Here is a 20,594-nt window from a genome sequence, read left to right on the forward strand (position 1 = left end):
GCTCGTACTTTGCCTACTCTGCCGCCACCGGAGTGCTGACCTGGTGCGCGTCTTCGCCGATGACGCGGTGAAAGAGGCGGCCGATGCGGCTTTCGAGCGAGATGGCGATCGAGAAGTAGGCCGGCACCAGCAGCAGCGTCAGCAAGGTCGAGAAGATCAGGCCGCCGATGACGGTGACGCCCATCGGCGCGCGCCAGCTGGCATCGCCGCTGAGTGACAGCGCGATGGGGAGCATGCCCGCGACCATCGCGACGGTGGTCATGACGATCGGCTGGGCGCGCTTGTGGCCGGCTTCGCGGATCGCCTCGTCCTTGGGCATGCCGTGGTTCATCATCTCGACCGCGAAATCGACCAGCAGGATCGAATTTTTGGCGACGATGCCGAACAGCATGAGGATGCCGATGAACACGGGAAGCGACAGCGGCTGTCCGGCGATGTGCAGCGCCAGCGCGGCGCCGAGCGGGCAGAGCCACAACGATCCCATGTTGACGAAGGGCGAGAGGAACCGCCGGTAAAGCAGGACCAGCACGGCGAACACGAGCAGCACGCCCGCCAAGAGCGCGATGACGAAGTTGCGGATCATCTCGCCTTGCCACTTGGTCTGCCCGAGGTTCAGCCGCTGCACGCCGTCGGGCAGGTTCTTGACCGACGGCAAGGCTTCGATCTTCTTCCACGCCTGGCCCGTGACGAAGCCCGGCGCGAGATCCGCGCCGACGGCGATCCGCCGCTGCTGCGCCGTGCGCTGAATGCTGACCGGGCCGGCGCCGAAGCTGATCTCGGCGACGGACTTCAAGGGCACCGATCCGCCGCTCGATGTCGGGACGGGCAGATTCTCCAGCGTGGCAATATCCTTGCGCTGCGATTCCGCGAGCGAGACCTGGATGGGCACCTGCCGGTCGGACAGCGAGAATTTGGCGCTGTTCTGCTCGATGTCGCCGAGCGTCGCGATGCGGATCGCCTGACTGAGCGCGGCGGTGGTGACGCCGAGGTCGGCGGCAAGATCGAAGCGCGGCTTGATCACGATTTCCGGCGTGGCGAGATCGCCCGCCGTCCGCGGCGCGCGGAGCTCGGGCAGCTTCTGCATGTCGGCGGCAATCTTGTTGGCCGCCGCCTCCAGCTTCACGGGATCGTCGCCGCCCAGGAACAGCATGATGTCGCGCGCCGCGCCGCCCGGCCCGCCGCCGTTCTGGCTCTGGAAGTTGACGCGGGCGTCGGCGATCGACGCGAACCTGGGCGAGAAATTGCGTTCGAACTGGGTGCTGGTGACTTTGCGGTTTCCCTTGAGCTTGAGCTCGACCGTGCCGTTGCCGACGTTGATCCGCTCGAAGGCGCTTTCGACCGACGGATCCTGACGGACCATGTTGGCGACGCGGTCGATGACCGCCTCGGTCTGCTCGAGCGTCGATCCGGGGGGCAGGTTCACCTGAACCGTCGAGGTATCGACGTTGATCGGCGGCTGGAAGGTCATCGGCAGGGTGGCAACGAGCCCGCCCGTGATGATGAGCGCGACGAAGCCGGCGATAACCATCAGCATGCGGTGGTCGTAACGCAGGCTTTTGAGCTTACCCCATTTACCCGGGTGCCGCGCGGCATAATCGTGCGCCTTCGAGGTATCGAGCGACCAGTCGAGCACACCAAGATACTGGTTCATCGCCTTGCCCGAGGCGTGCGGCTGTTCCCCGTGCGAGCGCAGGAAGTAGGCGGCGATCAGCGGCGTAATCATGCGGGCGACGAGCAGGCTCATCAGCACCGCCATGACGACGGTGAAACCGAACGCCTTGAAGAACTGGCCCGAGATGCCGGGCATCAGGGCGACCGGCAGGAACACCGCGATGATCGACATGGTCGTTGCGAGCACGGCAAGGCCGATCTCGTCCGCCGCGTCGAGCGCGGCCTGATAGGCCGACTTGCCCATGCGCATGTGGCGGACGATGTTCTCGATCTCCACGATGGCGTCGTCGACGAGGACGCCCGCGACCAAACTCATGGCCAGCAGGGACAGGCCGTTCAGGTTTATGCCCAGCATGTCCATGAACCAGAAGGCCGGGATCGCCGACATCGGGATGGCCAGCGCCGAGATGGCCGTGGCGCGGATGTCGCGGAGGAAGAGCAGCACCACGAAGACGGCGAGGATCGCGCCCTCGATGAGGCCCTCCATCGCCGACTTGTACTGGTTCTTCGTGTAATCGACCGAATTGTTGATCTCGTAGAAGTGGACACGCGGATCCTCCTTCTCGATCTTGTGCAATTCCTTCATCGCATCGTCGTAAACCGACACGTCGGACGCGCCCTTGGCGCGCTGCAGGTTGAAGCTGATCACCTGGCGCCCGTCGAGCTTGGCGAGCGAGCGCTGCTCCGAATAAGCGTCGGAGACATTGGCGATGTCGGCGAGCTTCACGAACCGGCCGCCCGGCAGCGAGATTTGCGTCTGCGACAGGTCGTAAGCGGTGGCCGCATTGCCGAGGACGCGAACGGACTGTTCGGAGCCCGCGATCTCCGCGCGCCCGCCGGCGGCGTTGATGTTCGACTGGCGAAGCTGCTGATTGACCTGCGCGGCGGTGAGGCCCTGCGCTTGAAGCGCGGCGGGGTCGAGGGTGACGCGGATCTCGCGGTTGACGCCGCCTTCGCGGGTGACCGCCGCGACGCCGCTGATGCCGCGCAGCCGCTTGGCGACCGTGTTGTCGATGTACCAGCTGAGTTGCTCGAGGCTCATGCCCGTCGACTGGACGGCCATGAACATGATCGGCGCGCCCGAGGTGTCGAAGCGCTGCACGGTCGGCTCGAGGATGCCTTCGGGCAGGTTGCTGCGCGCCTGAGCGACCGCGTTGCGAACGTCGTTGACGGCGCGGTCGACGGGCGTGCCGATCTGCAGCTGGACGATGGTCTGGCTATAGCCTTCGTTGACCGAGCTATCGATCTCGTCGACGCCGTTGACACCGCGGACCGCGGCCTCGATCTGCTGCGTGACCTGCTTTTCCATTTCCGCGGGCGCGGCGCCGGGCTGGCTGACGCCGACGACCACGACCGGGAATTCGATGTCGGGGTTCTGGGTGATCGTCATCCGGCTGAAGGTGACAAGCCCCGCGATCATCAACGCAACGAACAAAACGATCGGCGCAACCGGGTTGCGAATGCACCAGGAGGAGATGTTGCGGAAATTCATGGGCGGATCAGACGCTTCCTGGTTGCAACCTCGACGGGCGAGCGACGCCGACGTGTAAGGCGGCCCACGCGAATTTCCAATGAACGAGCGAGGCCGGCAGGGCCGCGTACCGTTCGGCAGTCAGGCTGTTGCCATCGACCAACCGCCGAACGTGCCCGGGTCAATAATCCTTGCTGACGCGCACGCTCGCGCTGGAGCGGCCGATGGTCGAGACAGTCGAGAGAAGCGAAAGCCAGCGGGTGACCTGATATTCGACCTGGGTCGCGGAATAGCCCTGACCGTCGGTGACGACCTCCACGAACAATTTGCGGGTGATGTATTTGCCGGCGGCGATGGCGGTTTTCTGGCCGGTCGCGACGTCGGCGGGGACGATGCGCAAGCGGTCGAGGCCGATCGCGCGGCGCAGCGCGTTGATCGGGTCAAGGCTGCCGCTTCCCGACTGAAGCGCGGCGACGGCGGAGGCGAGCTGGAGCGCTTCGGGCGCGGACAGGTTGGTGATCGAGGTGCCGAACAGGATGCGCGAGAGCAGTTCGTCCTGCGGCATCGGCGGGGTGCTGGCAAAAGTGATTTCCGGGCGGAGACCCGTCCCCTGCACGTTCACGGTCGCACTGAGACCCTGCACATCAGCCTGGGCATGGATGTCGAGCTGGGGATCGGGCGGGCTCTCGCCGCGGAAGCGGATGATGCCGCGGTCGAGGCGGAAGTTGCGGCCCGCGAAATCGTAATTGCCCTGGACCAGATCGGCGCGACCCGTGAAGCGCGGCTGATCGGCAAGACCGCCAATCTGGAGGTTGGTGGTCCAGCGGCTGTTGATGCCGAGGCCGGTCACCGTCAGGTCGCTTCCGGCGAGCTTGAGATCGAGCTTCCAAGGATGGAGCTGTGCGGGTTCGATGACGTCTTCTTCGTCGAGCCCGGTCTCACGCACGTTGAGCTGCGGCACCGCGGCGGCGGCACTCGCGCGACCAAGCTGGAAGCGCCCCTTGTTGAGCTTCAGGTCGCCGGAAATGGTGCCGCCGTTGGCATCGGACTTGATCGCCAGCGGGCCGGTGACGCGGGCGGCAACGTCGTCGCGATTGAGAAGCAGCGCCTGGTTGGCGTTGAAGCTGAGGTTGATCAGCGTCTTTCCGCCGGAGAAGGTGACGTTGCCGCTGCCCGAGAGGCTGCCGCCGCCGCTGGTCTGCCCGCTGATCTGGTTGAAGATGAGCTGCGGGCCGGAGAAGCGCGCACTGGTTGCGAGATGGTCGATGACCATGCCGGTGACCTGGCTTTCAAGGCGGCCGGTCGACGTCCGCAGCGCACCGCGGATGACCGGATCGGCAAGCCGGCCGCCGACCTCCGCGCCGATCGCGACTGGGCCGGACATGTCGAGGATCTCGCTTCCGGTCAGCCGCCACAGGGTATCGGCTGGGCCGGTGTACCGAAGCTGGGCGAACAGCGGCGCGTTCATCAATTCGGCGACGAGCGGGCCGTTGCCGAGCGGCGCAAATTTCGCCTGGGCGCGGCCCACGACGGCACCGTCGCTGGCGGCAACGGCGCGGACGCCCGCCTGCCCGCCGTTCATGACCGCGGCGATGCCAACGTCGATCGGCTTGGACGCCAGCACGAGGCCGGCGCGGCTGAGCCCGCGGATCTTGAGGTTAAGGCTGCCGCTGCGGTTGCTCTTCCACGCATAGTCGACCCGCCCGGTCGCCGAGCCCGATAAATCGAGGTTGGGCCAGAACAGGTCGAGCATTTGGAGGGGCATGCCGCCAAGCTGGGCATGGACTTCGGGCGCGGAGCCGCTGCGGCCCGAGACCGTTGCGTTGCCGCCGGCGAAGCTGACGCTGGTCGGCGCGAGCGCCCAGCCGTCGCCCGAACGAGTAAGGACTGCGGGCTGGTTGAGCACCAGCGGCTGGCGCTCGATGCGGCCGTTGCCGGTCAGCTGGATACGGTCGGGCTCGATATTGGCGAGTGTCGAGAAAGCGAAGGCGGCGCCGCGGCGGCCGGCGAATGCCGCGCGGACTTGGCCCACGCCGTTGACCAGCTTGGCGTTGGCGGTGAGCCGGGCGAGCGTAACCGCGCCGAAGGAAATGCCGCGGCCGTCGATGGTGCCGTCGACCGTGGTGCGATTGTCGGCGAGGATGATCGTGCCGTCGGCGCGGCCGCTGCGGACCGAGAAAGCATCCTGGAACATGGCACCGTTCGCGGTCAGGTGCGCGTCGATCCGCTGGGCAGTGCCGGCGGGCGCGAAATCGAGCGTGCCGACAAGTGAGCCGTTGGCGAGTGCGAGGCGGCCGCGGAAGCCGCCCGGCAGCGACGTCAGGCTGCCCGTTGCATGGGCGCCGCCGGCATCGAGAGCAGCGATGGCGATGGTCGTCGGCGCGCCCTGGGGGAGCAGGATCTGTCCGTCGGACGTGAACGGGCCGAGCCGCGAGCCGCCGCTGGCGCGGTAATTGTACCCGGTCGCCATCGGATCGAGCAGCAGCCGCATGTTGGTGATGCCCATCGCCTCGTTCGGGCGTGCGAGGAGCAGGTCGACCTTCGGCCGCTCGATATGGCCGTCGAGGACGAGCTTGAGCGGGCCGTACTTGGCCTGGCGACCGCTGGCGACGATGTGGAAGGTGCCATCCTTGAGCCGCTCGCCCGCGCCGGAAAGGCGCAATTTCGGCGAGTATAGCTGGAGGTTGGTGAAATGGACGATGCCGTCGGCGCCGCGCTCGAGGTTGGTCGTCAGCGAGGGCAGCCCGCCGGTCAGGTCGCGGAAAAAGCTGTTGTCGAGGCGGCGGACCCACACCTTGCCGGTGCCGACGACGTGCGTCCCCTTCCCGCCCGGCCCCGGCTCGACGCGAAGGTCGGTGGTGACGTCGACGATGCCGAGACCCGGGATCAGGTAACGCTGCAGCGCGCCCGACAAGGTGACCTGGAAGCGCCCGCTGACGAGGTCGAGCAGCAACGACCACTTGCCGTTCCACTTTGCGCTGGTCAGGCGAAGATCGGGCGCCTGAACGAGCTTGGGCGTGACGGAGAGCCAGCCCTCGATCTGCGGATTGGCAAGCATGGCGCCGGCGACATCGCCGATCCCGGTGATCGCCCGCGCTGACAGCCGCAGAGGAACGCGCATCGGCCAGGGCGACAGCTTGCCGCGGCCCTCGGCGCGAAGGGCGGTAAAGCCCGTGTCGTCGAACTGCACGAAGTCCGACGTCAGGCGGTAGGAATAAACGGCAGTCGCAAACGGGCCGTCAAGCGTCCCGACCATCCGCACAGACTTGCCGGTCATGTTGGGGAACAGGGCCGTTGGTTTGAGCAGGTCGACGCCGACCTGCATGCCCCGATAGGCATTGCTGGCGAGATCGAGCCGACCCTTCGCGACTGCACGAAGCTCCGGCGTCGCGGCGGTGAGCCGACCGTCGAGCTGTCGGCCCTTGAGCGTCGCATCACCGCGGATCGCGACCCGAGGAACGGTCAGGCGCTGCAGCTTGCCGGTCAGGAATTGCGCCGGCGCCCAGGTGCCCTGCAACCGGTAGCGACCCTGGTCGACGCCAAGCGCCAGACGCGCGGTGGGCCGGCCGGACATGTCAAGCGCCGCGGCGCCCCGCCAGCGCGTCCAGCTGCCGTTGCCGCCGACTGACAAGTTGATGGAGCGCTTGGTCCCAATCAGCGCGGGGACGAGGCCGTCGGCCGGCGCAATGACCCGCGCGCCGACGTCGAACTTGTTGCGGTCGGGCTCGGCGTCGAGGCGCAGCGCGATGCGGTCGCCGCCGCCGCGGATCAGTGCCTGGAGCTCAACCAGCGCGCGGCCCGAACGAATGTCGGCCTTGCCGTGGAGCGAACCGCTGCGCGACTTGCCGCCGACTTGTGGGCCGATATCGAGCCGGTCGATGCGCAGTTCGCCGATGCGGATGTCGAAGCCGGGGAGGATCGGACCCTTTTTGGTGCTGGGCTTGAGTTTCGGGGCGCGGATCAGGGCGACGCGTTCGGCGGTAAGGCTGTCGATGCTCAGCCGGTTGTTGAGCCACGCCGCGGGTGCCCAGTCGAGTTTGATGTTGGGCGAAACGAGGAAGACGCCCTGCCCGTCCGATACCGTGACGTTGCGCAGCTGCGACTTGCCGAAGATCGAGCCATCGATCCGGCCGATGCGTATCTTCAGGCCGGATGCAGTTTCCAGCCCCGCGATGCGGTCGATGATCCAGCGATGGCCTGGCGCGCTGTCGAGGAGAATGAGTAGCCCGGCGAAAACCAGCAGTAGCGCGATGAACAGCGCGAACAGCTCGTTAAGCAGCCGCCGGCCCCAGTCCTGCCGCAACCTGACGGGTGGCGGCGGGCTGTCGCTATCGACGGCGGATTCCGTCATCAGAACGCCTGGCCGAGCGACACGGTAACGGCGAACGGACCGTCGCCCTTCTGCCGGTTCAGCGGTACGCCGAAGTCGACGCGGATGGGGCCGAAGCTGGAGTAATAGCGGACGCCGATTCCGGCGGCGATACGCCAGTTCTTGAAGTCCGGGAGTGCCTCCGTGCTTAGCGAGCCGCCGTCGATGAATGGCACGACGCCGAGGTTGCCGCCCAACTGCTTGAGGCGGACACGCGCTTCCAGCCCGAACTCGGCCAAGCCGCGCCCCCCGATTGGATCGCCGTCCTGATCCTTGGGCCCCAGTTGCTGGTAGCCGTAGCCGCGCACCGACCCGCCGCCCCCCGAATAGAAGCGCCGCGACGGGGCGATGTCGAACGCGCCCGAACCGATGATCGTACCAACCCGGACGCGCCCTGCGACAACCACATTGTCGGACACCGGCCGGTAGGTGCTCGCGTCGATCTGCGCCCGGGCATAGGTGAAGGCGCGCCCGCGATAGGAGATTTCTGGCGAGAGGCGACCGCTAAGGCGGAAGCCTCGTGTCGGATCGAGAAGATTGTCGCTGCCGTCATAGCCGAGTGTAAGCGGGGCCGCGGCGATCAAGAAAGTGCGCGTGTCCTTCTGGCCCGCGCTGTTGAACACACCACGCTCATCGGTTGCCAACCATTCCAACCCGTAAGAGTAGGTCCATTTCTTCTGCCAGATGAAGTTGCTCTGCCGCTCGATGTTGGCACCGAGCAGCACCGTTCGCGCGTCGTAGGCGTCGAATTTCTGATGCGACGCCGAGAGCTGCAGGTTGAGTGTCTGGTCCCGGCGCATGAAGTTCGAGCGGCGGAACTGGACACCCGCCAGCTGTTCGTTGGTGCCAGCGATGCCGCGCAGCGTTAGCGCCCCCTCGGGGTTGAGGAAATTGCGGTCCGTCCAGCTGCCCTCGACCCGCGCGCCCTGGGCAGTGCCGTAACCGAGTTCGCCAGCGATCGTATGTGACGGCGCGGGCTCCAGGCGAACGTTGATATCGACCGTTCGACCCCCGTCCACGGGAACGAGCTGGACGTCCGCGGTGGCCACCAAGGTGGTCTGGATCAGCGCGCGGCGCAGATCGTCGACCTTGGAGCGCTCGAAGCGCTCGCCGCGTTTAAAGCGGGCGATGGTTTGCAGGTGCCGAACACCGAAAGGCGGTTTGCCGATAACATGGATTGCCCCGAAGCGCGCCGCGGGCCCCGGATTAACCGGCAGGGTTAATGTCGCCAGATGAGTCTGGTGGTTCACCTCGACGTCCTGTTCGCCAACTTTGGCGCTGGCGAAACCGAGCTCGCCCAGCGCCTGCGTGAGCGCAGTGCCCGCGGCGATTACGTCGGTGGCGATCACGGGGTCGCCCTCCTTCACAGCGAACACGTCCCGCAATTTCGCCGCGTCGGGTCCGGCGGCATCGAGGCCCGGCAGCTCGACCGAAGCGAATGTGTATTGCTGACCGGGGTTGGCCGTCAGAACGACGCGCAGCTGATCGCCGGCATTCTCGGTCCTGGGCTCCACGTTGGCGTCGTAATAGCCTTGGGAGCGAAGCAGCTCTTCGAGCAAATCGGCATCCGCACTGGCGCGCCGTCCGATCTGCGCCGCGTTAGCCGGGCGCTTGCGCTCGGCCTCCAGGGTCGAGGCCTTACGAAAGGCTGCCAGCAAATCCTCGGCATCACCAATGGGCGCGAGGCCTTCCACGGCGATCGAATAACGGATGTTCCCGCTGGCATCCGCGGGTGCTCGCTCGGCCTGTTTGGGCGCGATAGCAGGAGTTGTGGCCGGCGGCTGCGGCGCATCGGGCGCATTGAGGTCGGGCCAGGCGACGCCGAGATCTGGCAAGGGCGCGAGCGGCGCATTCGGATCCAGCTCGGTGGGATCTGGCGGAGGCGGCAGCGCTGCCGGCGAGATTTGCGCCACAAGCTGAGCCGACCACAAGCCAGTGGCCGCCGCCGCGCATAGCAGCCGCGCGGTCCGCAACCTTTGTCCCCGCCCGATCATCCCGGCCAAGGCTTAGCCAGCGCCCCTGAACGGCGCCAGACTCTTAGCGCTGTTTAGTGAATAGTTCCGTAGGCTTCGTCGCTGCTGAGGGTCGCGATCACCCGCTCGATCTGCCGCCAGTGGCAAAATCTGGCGACGTTGCCCTCGTCGCGGCTGCGCTCGGCGCGCGCTGCGGCCTCGAAGCCCGCATCATCGCCGAAACGCTCGATCAGGTCCGACGCATCGCTCAGCGCCAGACGGCCATGGATGAATGGGCTGTCCATGACGTGGCCCTACACCCAGCCCTGTTTCCCGACTGCCGACAAACGTCGTCAACGAAGCATTGACCATCTTGCCGATTGGCGTCCGGCGACGGGTCTGCCATGGGCGCCGCCATGCCAAGTAACAGCAAAGCCGGCGGCTGCTTCCTGACCGTCTGCATCATCGCCGGCTTTCCGCTCGGCCTGGCAATCGGCGACCCGATGAAGGGCATCCTCATTGGCACGGCCGCGGGGATACTGATTGCGGTCGCCGTCTGGCTGCTCGACCGGCGCCGCAACGGCTAGACGATCCTCCTGCCCGACCAGATCACTCGCCCGATCGGGCTGATGTCTCCTAACGTACAGTCGGGCCAGTCCGGATAAGCCGGATTATCGGATTGCACGGTAATGCTCCGTCCAACCGGATTGAGCGCGATCCGCTTCACGACCAGCGCGTCGTCGATGCGCAGCACATAGATTCCGTCGCGCAGGCGATCCGCGCCATCGCCGAGATCCACGAGGATATCGTCGCCGGCATTGAGAGTCGGCGCCATGGAATCGCCTTCGACGCGGACAATGGACAGCCGTGACGGCCCGCTGGCCGTCAGCGCCTTTAGCCACCGCTCGTCGAACGCGAAGTACGGGCGTCCCAGTTCGCTCGCCGGAATGGCACCCGGGCCGGCCGAGACGGCGACGGGATGACGAGTAACCGTGACGAGGTCCCCGGCGGCGGCAGCGTCGTCGACCGGGCCACCGAGCAATGCCTCGGCAATCCCGAAATGCTGAGCCAGCTTGCGTCGCTCTTCCTCCCGAAGGCGCTTGGGCGTGCCGCGCCGGACATATTGCTGGATGTACGCCGCATTGCGCCCGAGCATGCGCGACAGCCCGGCGAAATCATCGCCGTGCTCCGCGCACAATCGCTCGAGAACCTTGCGGGGGTCGTTCATCATTAATGCGCCTTTAGTAGTGATAGGAAACTGCCTAGACAAGTAGGAATTGGATTGGAAAGTTAACGGTCGCCGAGTCGGGAAGACCATAGGATTCAAAAGTGAATTTGCTCAAAGAAATAGAAAAATTCCTACGCAGTAACGACACCGCTCCGACCCGTTTCGGACGCGATGTGGTCGGCGATCCGCGTTTCGTGTTCGACCTTCGCAACGGGCGCGACCCGCGGCCAAGTACAGAGGCACGCGTCCGCGCTTATCTGGAGACTGCCCAATGAACCGTCTTCCCATGTCCTCCGCGGCAAGTGCCCTGTTGCGGGCTCTGATTGCGCGCAGCGGCATGCCCCGTGAAGCCGTACTGTTGACCGATGTGCAATCGGTCGACTGGCGCTCCCTCACCTTCAACGGAGAACGGCACATTCTGGAGCTTAGGATTCCAGGGCCGCTGTCGTGGGATATTGTCAGACGCATGTGCGACGGACTTGCGGATGCCGAATTCAGCATTCCCGGAGCGATCGTCGCCGACATCAACGTCGTTGGATCACCTACCCGCGCGCTCGACGGGTCGACGAGCGTGATGATCGAAGCGTTGACCGTTGTTGCCGACTAACGGAGCGAGCGCCGCAGTTCGGCGAGCGCTTCCGAAAGCTGCTGCGATGCGTCAGGGTACGTTGCCTCCGACCGCGCCTTGTAGGCTTCGATGCGGGAATTCAGCTGGCCAGGCGTGGGCATCTTGGCCGGATCGAAGAGCCGCACGACACGCGAATCCGGCCGCAACTCGGCCAGCACGTCATCCAACTCCAGCGGCTCTTCGGCTGGCAGCCGATCGGCGTTTGTAAGCACCAGCTCGGGATGAACAATGTCAGCTTCGGTCAGCAATAGCTCATCCTGCACTTCGACCGGAACCTGGTCGAACGCGGGAACGATGAACTGTGGACCCGCTGCTGCCCACGCCTGCAGGGCACGGGTGCAAAGGAGGTTGGCAATAATTGCCGCGGCGGCTGCGCAAATTGCGCGCTCCGGCTGTCCAGCAAAGCCCAACAAGCCGACGAACACGGCAAAGCCGGCGGCGGCGCCCAAGATTGCTGCGGCGCCGCGTTCGGCGATCAGTTCGAGTCGATTGAGCCGTTTCCCGTCCATCCAGAAGGGCGATACGGCAAAATTCTTTCCAGCAGGTTAGGCGGTCAATTCCGCACTTTGAGTCCTTGGCTCGGCCTCGGGCGCCTGCTCGACGAGCGCAATCAGCGCCTCGGTGAATGCCGGAACGTCGTCAGGATTGCGGCTGGTGACGATGTTGCCATCCGTGACCGCTTCCTGGTCGACGACGTTGGCGCCGGCATTGCGCAGGTCGGTGCGAATGGAAGGCCAACTCGTCGCCGTCTTGCCGCGGACGAGATCCGCTTCGACCAATAGCCACGGCCCATGACAGATGGCGGCGATCGGTTTGCCCTGCTGGTCGAACGATTTGATAAGGTCGATCACCTCGGCATGCGTGCGGAGCTGATCGGGATTGCGGACGCCGCCCGGAAGGAGAAGCGCGTCGAATTCGTCGGCATGCGCTTCTTCGATCAGCAGGTCGGGGCGGATCGTCTTGCCGGGGTCGTCGTGAACGGTCGCCTGAATGGGGTCCCGCTTCAAAGACGCCAGGGTGACCCTGGCGCCGCGCCCTTGGAGGATCTCGCGCGGGCCGAACAGCTCGCTTTCTTCGAACCCGTCGGTGGCGACGATTAGGATACGGGCATTGGCGACAGACGGCATTTAGGCCTCCTATAGGAACCGGCCCCCCCGCCACTCGCTTATGCGCGGCAATGGCTGATGAGAAGAGCAATGGCGGCAGGCTGAGGCACTGCAGCGACAGCGAGCCCGGCTACACGCGCAAACGTCACGGGCGCTACTGGCAGTATTTCAACGAAAATGGAAAGCGGATCACCGACCGCGACGAGATCGACCGGCTGAATGCCATCGCCTTGCCTCCGGCCTATGAGAACGCCTGGTATTGCAAATATTCGAATGGCCACTTGCAGGCGACGGGGATTGATGCGCGGGGCCGCAAGCAATATCGCTACCATGCTGACTTCCGTGCCCGGCGCGACAAGAAGAAGTACACAGGCACTTTGGAATTCGGCGCTGCCCTACCCAAGCTGCGGCGACAGGTCGCCGCCGATCTGAAAAAGCGGAAATTGAGCCGAGAGGCGGTTCTCGCCGCCGTCGTGCGGCTGCTCGACACCCAATATCTTCGCATCGGCAACGAGCAGTACGCGAAGCAGAACAAGAGCTACGGCGCGACCACGCTCCGCTCAAAACACGTCAAGCGGCGCGGAAACAAGCTGATGATGCGCTTTGCCGGGAAGCACGGCATCGTCCACGAAGTCCCGATCACGGACAGTAACCTCAAGCGGATCGTCGCCAAGTGCGACGACCTGCCTGGTCAGCATCTTTTTCAGTACATCACGGAAGACGGCACGGCCTGCCCGATCACCTCCGCTGACGTGAACGAATATATCCGCGAGGCGAGCGGCGGCGACTTCACCGCCAAGAATTTCCGCACTTGGGGCGCAAGCGTCATCGCTTTCGACCAGATGCTGACCGCGCAGGAGCATCACAAGGCGCGGATCAGCCTGAAGACCGTGCTGGAGCCGGTTGCCGAGGCGCTAGGCAACACGCCGGCGATCAGCCGCAAGTCCTATGTCCATCCCAAGCTGATCGAAACAGCGCGCGACCATCCGCGCGATCCGCTCGGCGGCATGGAACGGCCGCGCGGGCGCAAGTGGCTGTCGTCAGCGGAGGTTGGCCTGCTCGACTTTATCGCGGGCAAGAAGCGGCGGCCAAAGAAGGCGAAGCAGGTCGAAAAGACCGCCGACGCAGCGGTCGAAGCGGCCGAAAAGAGCGGTCTATCAGCGGTGAAGCGCAAGGCTCAGCAGGCGGACGCCGCTGCCTGAGGTTGATTGGCTGGCCACGAGCCGCAATTAACGGAGCATGCAAATCGTTGAGAATGCGGGCGCCGCCATCAACAGCGGGCGCGAAGGCGTTGAATCGCTGGTTCAGTGGTTCGCGCTTAATCAAAAGGGATTGCTGATCGGGCTTGTCGTTGCCGCGGGGATCGTGTTCCTGATGCTGGGGATCCGACGGGCAGGCACATGGTTGGTGGGTGGCGATCCCGATTGTCAGCGCTGGCGCGGTGTCATCGGCAGAGTTCTGGAAAAGACAACTATAGCCTTCATGGTGGCGGCCGCCCTGGACATGGTTGCAACCTACACCGCCGTGCCCGCGCGCATCGAGCGGCTGGTCGACATTCTGTTCACGATCGCTTTCGCGTTTCAGGGTGCGATCTGGGCGCGCGAGCTGATCTTGGGGGTAGTCGCACGTAAGGCCGGCGAGGATCCGGCGGAGACCACCGTCGGCAATGCGCTCTCGGTCATTCGTGTCCTCATCAGCGTTGCGCTGTTTGCAATCGCCACTCTGGTGATCCTCGACAATATTGGGGTCAATGTGACCGCGTTGATCGCCGGCTTTGGCATTGGCGGCATTGCGATCGGTCTTGCTGCCCAAGGCATCTTTTCCGACCTCTTCGCCGCCCTGGCGATCTTGTTCGACAAACCATTCCGACGCGGCGACACGATCCAGTTCGACCAGACAACGGGGACGGTGCAGCGCATCGGTCTGAAAACTACGCGGCTGATTTCGATCACCGGCGAACAGGTGGTCATGGCCAATACGAAGTTGCTTGAGCGGGAAATCCACAACTACGCCGGGGGACGAACGCGGCGCGCCAGCCTACCGTTCGGACTGATCTACCAGACGCCGATCGAAAAGCTCGAGAAGGTGATGCCGATCGTGAAAGCCGCCGTCGAATCCCGAAAAGGTTGCACGCTGGTGCGCTGCGCCATGCTGGGTTTCGGCGCATCGAGCATCGATTTTGAACTGCTCTTCGATTGCCGAGGAACCGACGCGAACAAGATCGCGAGCGACCGGACGGCCGTCGCCTTGTCCGTCATGCGCGCATTCGAAGAGCACGATCTGCAGTTCGCCTACCCGACGCAAACCACCTTTACCGCAGCGCCGGACGGCACGATGATCATGCCTTACGCATCCGTTCAGCCCGTCGTCGCCCTTGACCAAGCGAAGCCCGGAAAGCCTGCAACAACCTAAGCCATTGCGTCTTACCTACACGGCTGCAAATAAGCCTGAATGCCTGTCGCCACCCTTGAGGACATCCGCAGTCGCGTGGGCCAGGAGATCGGCGTGTCCAGCTGGGTGACCGTCGACCAAGGGCGGATCGACGCCTTCGCGGAGGCTACCGAGGACCGGCAATTCATCCACGTCGATGCGGAAGCGGCCGCGCAAACGCCTTTCGGCGGCACCATCGCGCATGGTTTCCTGTCATTGTCCTTGCTGTCGCGCATGGGCGCGGAAGCCATGCTCATTCCGGAGGGCGTTCGGATGGCCGTGAACTACGGCCTCGACCGCGTGCGTTTCCTGGCGCCGGTGCGCTCGGGCAAGCGCGTCCGCGGCCGCTTCACGCTTGACTCGGTCGACGAGAAAGCGCCCGGACAGATTTTGATGCGCCACACCGTCACGGTCGAGATCGAGGGCGAGGAGAAGCCTGCCCTCACCGCCCAGTGGCTCGGTCTGATTTTCACCTGAGGAGATTCGAATGCCCCGCGACGCCGTCATCGTTTCGACTGCCCGGACGCCCATCGGCCGCGCCTACAAGGGTGCGTTCAACGCGACGCTCGGCCCTACGCTCGGCGCCTTCTCGCTGAAGCCGGCGATCGAGCGCGCAGGGATCGACCCTGGCGAGATCGACGACGTCGTATGGGGCGCGGTGCTGACGCAGGGGACGCAGTTCGGCAACATCGGCCGTCAGGTCGCGCTCCGCGCCGGCTGCCCGGTCGGCGTGTCGGGCATGACAATCGACCGCCAATGCTCGTCGGGGCTGATGGCGATCGCCACCGCCGCCAAACAAATCATCGTCGACAGGATGGATATCGTCGCCGCGGGAGGCCAGGATTCGATCAGCCTGGTGCAGACGCCGGAGATGCGGATCCAGCCCGACCCGTCACTGATGGCCATGCACAAGCATGTCTACATGCCGATGCTGCAGACCGCCGAGACGGTCGCGCGCCGTTACGGCATCAGCCGCGAGCGACAGGACGAATATGCGCTGAAGAGCCAGCAGCGCACTGCCGCCGCGCAGGCCGCGGGCCGCTTCGATGCCGAAATCGTGCCGGTCACCACGAAGATGAACATGGTGGACAAGGAAACGAAGGAAGTCTCGCAGCGCGAAATCACCGTGTCTAAGGACGAAGGCAACCGCGCGGATACGACGCTGGAAGGCCTGTCGAGCCTCAACCCGGTGCTGGGCCCGGATACGTCGATCACCGCCGGCAATGCCAGCCAGTTGTCCGACGGCAGTTCGGCCTCTATCCTGATGGAAGCCGAGGAAGCGGCACGTCGCGGCATCACGCCGATGGGTCGCTATATCGGCATGGCCGTCGCCGGCACCGAGCCGGACGAGATGGGCATCGGCCCGATCGATGCGGTCAACAAGCTGCTGGACCGCTTCGGCCTCAAGGTCGACGACATCGGCCTGTGGGAGCTCAATGAGGCATTCGCGGTGCAGGTGCTCTACAGCGCCGATCAGCTCGGCATTCCGGAGGATCGGCTCAACGTCGACGGCGGCTCGATCTCCATCGGCCACCCCTACGGCATGAGCGGCGCCCGCATGACCGGCCATGCTCTGATCGAAGGCAAACGCCGCGGCGTGAAGTACGTCGTCGTGACGATGTGCGTCGGCGGCGGCATGGGCGCCGCGGGGCTGTTCGAGGTCCTGTAGGCCGCCCCTAGCGCAGGCGGTTGAAGCTGTTGGTGCGCATCACCGGCTTGCCGTCGGCACCGAAATAGACGGCGGTCTCGGTCATCGTCTTGCCGTCGGGCGCGACGGTGTAGATGCGAGTCGAGGCCGGGATGCCGCCCTTCCCTAGCGCCAGAACCATGACGTTCGGCGCGGGCAGTTTTACGGCGGAGGTGTCGGCTTCCATCTGGTCGCCCTCGATCGGCGCCGCCGACCCGTCGAGCGCGTAGGTCGAGGTCATCTGGCGCACCGAGCCGTCGCCGCCGAGAATATCGACATTGGTGCGCCACTTGCCCGCGCCCGCATCGCTGAAGGTCATCGTCACGCTCTTCGGCCGTGCTTCCGGCGGCACCGGCAATTTCGTGACATCGACGCTCCAGCTGCCGAGCAGTGGCGACGCGGCGGAGGCGGCGGTCGACAGGCTGAAGGCGGCGAGTGTCAGGGCAATCCTTTTCATGCGGACTCCGTTGCTGGTTGCGGATTATCGGTGGTGTGCGGGAAGCGGGGCGTGCGTAGGGCAACGATCGCGGCGGCAAGGCCGATCAGACCCCCCGCGACGAGGAACGCCGTGCCGTCGAAGCCTTGACGGACGCCCCAGGCGAGGCTTTGCGCGGCGATCAGCGGACCGATGATCTGGGCGACCGAGTTCATGCTGCCGATCCCGCCCTGCAACGCGCCCTGGCGCGTCTCGTCGACCATGCGCGACAGCAGGCCGTTGAGCGCGGGCCAGGCCATCTGGCCAAGGCAGCCGGCGAGGAACAAGGCGTAGACCTGCCATCCGGCGGTGACGAACGCGAGCGCGATCAAGTTCGCGGCGCCCATGGCGAGGGCGATCAACGCGGTGGTGCGCTCGCCGATCGCCTTGACGAACCGCTGCGTCAGCATGCCTTGGACGATGACGCTGAGCAGGCCGACCCAGACGAGGCTGAGGCCGATGGCCTGCGCGTCCCAGTTGAAGCGGATCGCGCCCCAGAACGCCCACACGGCGGGATAGACGATGCCGCCGAGCTGCCAGAGGAACCAGGCAACGAGCAGCGGTGTCGCGTTGCCGGCTTCGAACAACGGCTTGAAGGCGCCGACGATGTGTGCGTCGCGCAGCCGGAACCGGCGGCGGTTTTCCTGCGCGAGCGTTTCCGGCAGCAGGAACATCATCAGCAAGGCGTTAATACCGGCCAGCACCGCGGCGACGATAAACGGCGCGCGTAGGCCGAAGCCCGCGACTAGCCCACCGAGCGCCGGGCCGATGATGAAGCCGATCCCGAACGCCGCGCCGAGCATGCCGAAGGTAGCCGCGCGCTTTTCCGGTGGGGTCACGTCAGCGATCACGGCGCTGGCAGGCCCGAAGCTCGCCCCGGCGAGACCGGCGACCGCGCGGCCGACGAACAGCCAGCCGATGGTCGGCGCCCAGGCCATCAGGAAGTAATCGATGCAGAAAGCAGTCATCGTCGCGACCAGCACCGGCCGGCGGCCGAAGCGATCGCCGAGATTGCCGATGACTGGCCCAGCGAAGAATTGCGCGATGGCGAACACCGCCAGCATCCAGCCCGCGATCCGCGTCGCTGATGCCAGATCGACCTTGGCGAGATGCGTGACGAGCCCCGGCAGTACCGGCATGACGATGCCGAAGCCGATCACGTCGATCGTCACCGCCATCAGGACGATGGGCACTGCACGATGCTCGAACGACGGCAATTTCATGCGTGTGACATGCCAGCGGAGTATGACATCAACAAGCGCTGGACCTCCGCCCGCTCGGCGCTACACTTCCCGCCATGTCCGCGGTCGAGCTCATTGCCCTCGCCTCGACTGTCAGCCTGCTCGCCGGCTGGCGGCTCTATCTCGTCAGCTTCGTCACCGGCCTCGCAATGAAGTTCGGCTGGATTGCGCTGCCCGACCAGCTGCAAGCGCTCGATATCCTCGCCAGCAACTGGCTGATCGGGATCGCGGGTGTCGGCGCGCTGGCGGAATTCTTCGCGGATAAGGTGCCGTGGGTCGACAGCGCCTGGGACGCCGTGCACTCGGTGGTCCGGCCGATCGGCGGCGCCTTGCTGTCGATGGCGATCATCGATGGTAGCGATCCCAAGTGGCAGGTGGCGAGCTTCCTGCTCGGCGGCGGCGCGGCACTCGTCGCCCACGCCGGCAAGGCAGGCGCGCGGACTTTGGTCAACGCCAGTCCCGAACCGGTGTCAAACATGGTCGTGTCCACCGGCGAGGACATCGCCACCGCGGGGCTGCTCGCGCTGGCCATCGCTAATCCCATTGCTGCAGCCGTCATCGCGCTCTTGCTTGTCGGCCTGTCGGTCTGGCTGGTGATGAAGGCGCGGCGGTTCCTGCGACGGCTGCTTGAACCCAAACGGCGGCCGGCGGGTTGAACGCTCTGACAAAGGGAGGAGCGAACATGGCCGTTTCCGAAAAGCCGCTGGTCGAGCGCATCGCGCGCGTGCTGGCGGGTGCTGCGCACAGCAGCAATGCCGAGGGCAGCGACCCGTCGGCGGGCGAGAAGATCGACAAGGTCTGGCCGGAGCATGTGAACCAGGCGCTCGCCGTCCTGCACACCATGCGCGAGCCCGACGAGGACATGGCGAAGGCCGGCGATCCCGACGTGTGGCGTAAGATGGTCGAGACCGCGATCGCCGAACGCGTCGATTGAGCCCGCGCGATAGCGGCGCGGCGAGCAAGAACCGCGCGAACCCGCGCTGGACGCTAATTGCTTGTATCCTGGCGTCGAGCCTGTCCTTCGTGGAAGGATCGGTGCTGAACGTCGCGCTTCCTGCGATCCGCGCCAGCTACGGTGCGGATGCGCAGGACGTGCAGTGGGTGGTCAACGCGTACTTGCTGCCCCTTTCGGCGTTGCTCTTGCTCGGCGGCGCACTCGGCGATCATTTTGGACGACGGCGGTTGCTGGTCGTCGGGACCGCCATCTTCGCCGTGACATCGCTCGTTTGCGCCTTGGCACCGAGCCTGCCCGTGCTGCTGGGTGCGCGGGCTGCGCAGGGGATTGGGGCTGCGCTGTTGCTGCCGAACAGTCTCGCGCTGCTCAATGCGGCATTCCAGGGTGAAAAGCGCGGACGGGCCGTTGGTATCTGGGCCGCCTCCGGCGCGGCAATGGCGGCGGTCGCGCCGCTAATCGGAGGCTGGCTGGTAGGGTCGGTCGGCTGGCCGGCGATCTTTTACATCAACCTGCCCCTTGCAATCGGCGCAATCCTGCTGGCGCTCCGTTTCGTGACCGAAAGCCGGGAATCCGGCGCTGGGCGCACGGATTACGCCGGCGCTCTGCTCGCGACGGCAGGGCTCGGTGGGCTAACTTACGCCCTCACATTGTGGTCCGCCACGCGACAGTTCAGCACGCCTGCCGTCGTCACGCTGATCGTCGGGACAGTCATGCTGGCCGGGTTCCTGTGGGTTGAGCACCACCGCGGCAAGCTGGCAATGATGCCGATCCAGCTGTTTCGGAACCGCTGCTTTTCGGGCCTGAACCTGCTCACGTTCCTGCTCTACGGCGCGTTCGGCGCGGCGATGCTGCTCATCCCCTACGTGCTCATTTCCAGCGGCGGCTTTTCGCCGGTTCAGGCAGGCCTGGCGATGTTGCCGCTGCCGATCCTGATGACCGCCGTGTCGCCGACGATGGGTGGTCTCGCGGCGCGGATCGGGCCGCGCATCCCACTCACCGTCGGGCCACTGATCGTCGGGGTGGGCATGCTGCTGTCGTGGCTGATCCACGAAGACGGCAGCTATTGGACCGGCACCTTCCCGGCGATTTTGGTGATGGCGCTGGGCATGACCATTGCTGTCGCCCCGCTCACCTCATCCGTCCTTGGCTCGGTCGAGGAACAGCATGTCGCGATGGCCTCCGGCTTTAACAGTGCCGTCGCGCGGACCGGCGGCCTGATCGCCACTGCGCTGCTCGGATCGGTGCTGGCGAGCGAGGGCTCGACGATGTTCGCCGGTTTCCATACCGCAATGATGGTCGCGGCGGCCGTCGCGGCGGCGGGCGGAATCGTCGCGCTGACGATGCTCGGCGGCGTGAAGATGAAGGGCGCCGCGAGCTAGCG

Annotated in this window: 18 protein-coding genes; 9 read left to right on the forward strand and 9 right to left on the reverse strand. The window is 65.5% G+C overall.

Features of this window, described 5'->3' with window-relative positions:
* Window positions 1–13: 13 nt before the first annotated feature.
* The 4 genes from QU596_RS04010 to QU596_RS04025 all read right to left on the reverse strand — a co-directional run bounded on the left by QU596_RS04010 (window position 14) and on the right by QU596_RS04025 (window position 9,768).
* Window positions 14–3,163, reverse strand: a complete 3,150-nt coding sequence (locus QU596_RS04010) for an efflux RND transporter permease subunit (RefSeq protein WP_308517306.1) — start codon at window positions 3,161–3,163, stop codon at window positions 14–16.
* Between the two features lie 160 nt (window positions 3,164–3,323).
* Window positions 3,324–7,493 (reverse strand): translocation/assembly module TamB domain-containing protein, encoded by a 4,170-nt coding sequence (locus QU596_RS04015; protein ID WP_308517307.1) that lies wholly within the window; start codon window positions 7,491–7,493, stop codon window positions 3,324–3,326.
* Window positions 7,493–9,505: an autotransporter assembly complex protein TamA gene (locus QU596_RS04020; RefSeq protein ID WP_474198362.1), complete on the reverse strand. Its 2,013-nt coding sequence runs from the start codon at window positions 9,503–9,505 to the stop codon at window positions 7,493–7,495. Before QU596_RS04020 ends, QU596_RS04015 begins: the two co-directional genes overlap by 1 nt.
* 53 nt (window positions 9,506–9,558) lie before the next feature.
* Window positions 9,559–9,768, reverse strand: coding sequence for a hypothetical protein (locus QU596_RS04025; protein WP_308517309.1), 210 nt, complete (start codon window positions 9,766–9,768; stop codon window positions 9,559–9,561).
* 111 nt (window positions 9,769–9,879) lie between these two features.
* Here QU596_RS04025 and QU596_RS04030 point away from each other — a divergent pair, with 111 nt between their 5' ends.
* Window positions 9,880–10,050, forward strand: a complete 171-nt coding sequence (locus QU596_RS04030) for a hypothetical protein (protein ID WP_308517310.1) — start codon at window positions 9,880–9,882, stop codon at window positions 10,048–10,050.
* On the opposite strand, the gene QU596_RS04035 is transcribed toward QU596_RS04030, so the two are convergent.
* On the reverse strand, window positions 10,047–10,691 hold the full coding sequence (locus QU596_RS04035; RefSeq protein ID WP_308517942.1) for a S24 family peptidase: 645 nt from the start codon (window positions 10,689–10,691) through the stop codon (window positions 10,047–10,049). The two genes, QU596_RS04030 and QU596_RS04035, sit on opposite strands and share 4 nt — an antisense overlap.
* 271 nt (window positions 10,692–10,962) lie before the next feature.
* On the opposite strand from QU596_RS04035, the gene QU596_RS04040 reads away from it, so the two are divergent.
* The gene (locus QU596_RS04040; RefSeq protein WP_308517311.1) at window positions 10,963–11,298 is read left to right on the forward strand and encodes a hypothetical protein; all 336 of its coding nucleotides are present in this window, start codon (window positions 10,963–10,965) and stop codon (window positions 11,296–11,298) included.
* On the opposite strand, the gene QU596_RS04045 is transcribed toward QU596_RS04040, so the two are convergent.
* On the reverse strand, window positions 11,295–11,828 hold the full coding sequence (locus QU596_RS04045; protein WP_308517312.1) for a hypothetical protein: 534 nt from the start codon (window positions 11,826–11,828) through the stop codon (window positions 11,295–11,297). The genes QU596_RS04040 and QU596_RS04045 overlap by 4 nt on opposite strands.
* 36 nt (window positions 11,829–11,864) lie before the next feature.
* Window positions 11,865–12,446: a DJ-1/PfpI/YhbO family deglycase/protease gene (locus tag QU596_RS04050; protein WP_308517313.1), complete on the reverse strand. Its 582-nt coding sequence runs from the start codon at window positions 12,444–12,446 to the stop codon at window positions 11,865–11,867.
* Window positions 12,447–12,496: 50 nt separating this feature from the next.
* Between QU596_RS04050 and QU596_RS04055 the strand changes: the two genes are divergently transcribed.
* Genes QU596_RS04055 through QU596_RS04070 form a run of 4 tightly spaced genes read left to right on the forward strand, consistent with a single transcriptional unit; the run spans window position 12,497 to window position 16,524 of the window.
* A complete protein-coding gene (locus QU596_RS04055; protein WP_308517314.1) occupies window positions 12,497–13,627 on the forward strand; it encodes a DNA topoisomerase IB in 1,131 nt (376 codons plus the stop codon).
* A 37-nt stretch (window positions 13,628–13,664) separates the two neighbouring features.
* Window positions 13,665–14,837: a mechanosensitive ion channel family protein gene (locus QU596_RS04060; RefSeq protein WP_308517315.1), complete on the forward strand. Its 1,173-nt coding sequence runs from the start codon at window positions 13,665–13,667 to the stop codon at window positions 14,835–14,837.
* A 39-nt stretch (window positions 14,838–14,876) separates the two neighbouring features.
* On the forward strand, window positions 14,877–15,332 hold the full coding sequence (locus tag QU596_RS04065; protein WP_308517316.1) for a MaoC family dehydratase: 456 nt from the start codon (window positions 14,877–14,879) through the stop codon (window positions 15,330–15,332).
* Window positions 15,333–15,342: 10 nt separating this feature from the next.
* Window positions 15,343–16,524, forward strand: a complete 1,182-nt coding sequence (locus QU596_RS04070; protein ID WP_308517317.1) for an acetyl-CoA C-acyltransferase — start codon at window positions 15,343–15,345, stop codon at window positions 16,522–16,524.
* A gap of 7 nt (window positions 16,525–16,531) precedes the next feature.
* On the opposite strand, the gene QU596_RS04075 is transcribed toward QU596_RS04070, so the two are convergent.
* Both QU596_RS04075 and QU596_RS04080 read right to left on the reverse strand, forming a co-directional pair.
* The gene (locus QU596_RS04075; RefSeq protein ID WP_308517318.1) at window positions 16,532–16,999 is read right to left on the reverse strand and encodes a hypothetical protein; all 468 of its coding nucleotides are present in this window, start codon (window positions 16,997–16,999) and stop codon (window positions 16,532–16,534) included.
* On the reverse strand, window positions 16,996–18,240 hold the full coding sequence (locus QU596_RS04080) for a TCR/Tet family MFS transporter (protein WP_308517319.1): 1,245 nt from the start codon (window positions 18,238–18,240) through the stop codon (window positions 16,996–16,998). The genes QU596_RS04075 and QU596_RS04080 overlap by 4 nt, the downstream gene beginning before the upstream one ends.
* A 74-nt stretch (window positions 18,241–18,314) precedes the next feature.
* Here QU596_RS04080 and QU596_RS04085 point away from each other — a divergent pair, with 74 nt between their 5' ends.
* From QU596_RS04085 to QU596_RS04095, 3 genes are read left to right on the forward strand one after another with little or no spacing between them, the layout of a single operon-like run.
* On the forward strand, window positions 18,315–18,914 hold the full coding sequence (locus tag QU596_RS04085; protein WP_308517320.1) for a DUF4126 domain-containing protein: 600 nt from the start codon (window positions 18,315–18,317) through the stop codon (window positions 18,912–18,914).
* Between the two features lie 26 nt (window positions 18,915–18,940).
* Entirely contained in the window at window positions 18,941–19,192 is a 252-nt protein-coding gene (locus QU596_RS04090) for a hypothetical protein (RefSeq protein ID WP_308517321.1), read from the forward strand.
* Window positions 19,189–20,592 carry an MFS transporter gene (locus QU596_RS04095; RefSeq protein ID WP_308517323.1) on the forward strand — a complete coding sequence of 468 codons (1,404 nt, stop codon included), beginning with the start codon at window positions 19,189–19,191 and terminating at the stop codon, window positions 20,590–20,592. The genes QU596_RS04090 and QU596_RS04095 overlap by 4 nt, the downstream gene beginning before the upstream one ends.
* Window positions 20,593–20,594: the final 2 nt, after the last annotated feature.

Source organism: Sphingomonas flavescens (assembly GCF_030866745.1).
GTDB lineage: Bacteria > Pseudomonadota > Alphaproteobacteria > Sphingomonadales > Sphingomonadaceae > Sphingomicrobium > Sphingomicrobium flavescens.

Coding starts and splice junctions, on each gene's coding strand:
- QU596_RS04015 (WP_308517307.1), bottom strand. CDS start 7,493: ATGACGGAATCCGCCGTCGATAGCGACAGCCCGCCGCCACCCGTCAGG.
- QU596_RS04020 (WP_474198362.1), bottom strand. CDS start 9,505: ATGATCGGGCGGGGACAAAGGTTGCGGACCGCGCGGCTGCTATGCGCG.
- QU596_RS04030 (WP_308517310.1), top strand. CDS start 9,880: ATGCCAAGTAACAGCAAAGCCGGCGGCTGCTTCCTGACCGTCTGCATC.
- QU596_RS04070 (WP_308517317.1), top strand. CDS start 15,343: ATGCCCCGCGACGCCGTCATCGTTTCGACTGCCCGGACGCCCATCGGC.
- QU596_RS04025 (WP_308517309.1), bottom strand. CDS start 9,768: ATGGACAGCCCATTCATCCATGGCCGTCTGGCGCTGAGCGATGCGTCG.
- QU596_RS04065 (WP_308517316.1), top strand. CDS start 14,877: ATGCCTGTCGCCACCCTTGAGGACATCCGCAGTCGCGTGGGCCAGGAG.
- QU596_RS04085 (WP_308517320.1), top strand. CDS start 18,315: ATGTCCGCGGTCGAGCTCATTGCCCTCGCCTCGACTGTCAGCCTGCTC.
- QU596_RS04055 (WP_308517314.1), top strand. CDS start 12,497: ATGGCTGATGAGAAGAGCAATGGCGGCAGGCTGAGGCACTGCAGCGAC.
- QU596_RS04075 (WP_308517318.1), bottom strand. CDS start 16,999: ATGAAAAGGATTGCCCTGACACTCGCCGCCTTCAGCCTGTCGACCGCC.
- QU596_RS04040 (WP_308517311.1), top strand. CDS start 10,963: ATGAACCGTCTTCCCATGTCCTCCGCGGCAAGTGCCCTGTTGCGGGCT.
- QU596_RS04050 (WP_308517313.1), bottom strand. CDS start 12,446: ATGCCGTCTGTCGCCAATGCCCGTATCCTAATCGTCGCCACCGACGGG.
- QU596_RS04080 (WP_308517319.1), bottom strand. CDS start 18,240: ATGAAATTGCCGTCGTTCGAGCATCGTGCAGTGCCCATCGTCCTGATG.
- QU596_RS04090 (WP_308517321.1), top strand. CDS start 18,941: ATGGCCGTTTCCGAAAAGCCGCTGGTCGAGCGCATCGCGCGCGTGCTG.
- QU596_RS04060 (WP_308517315.1), top strand. CDS start 13,665: ATGCAAATCGTTGAGAATGCGGGCGCCGCCATCAACAGCGGGCGCGAA.
- QU596_RS04035 (WP_308517942.1), bottom strand. CDS start 10,691: ATGAACGACCCCCGCAAGGTTCTCGAGCGATTGTGCGCGGAGCACGGC.
- QU596_RS04045 (WP_308517312.1), bottom strand. CDS start 11,828: ATGGACGGGAAACGGCTCAATCGACTCGAACTGATCGCCGAACGCGGC.
- QU596_RS04010 (WP_308517306.1), bottom strand. CDS start 3,163: ATGAATTTCCGCAACATCTCCTCCTGGTGCATTCGCAACCCGGTTGCG.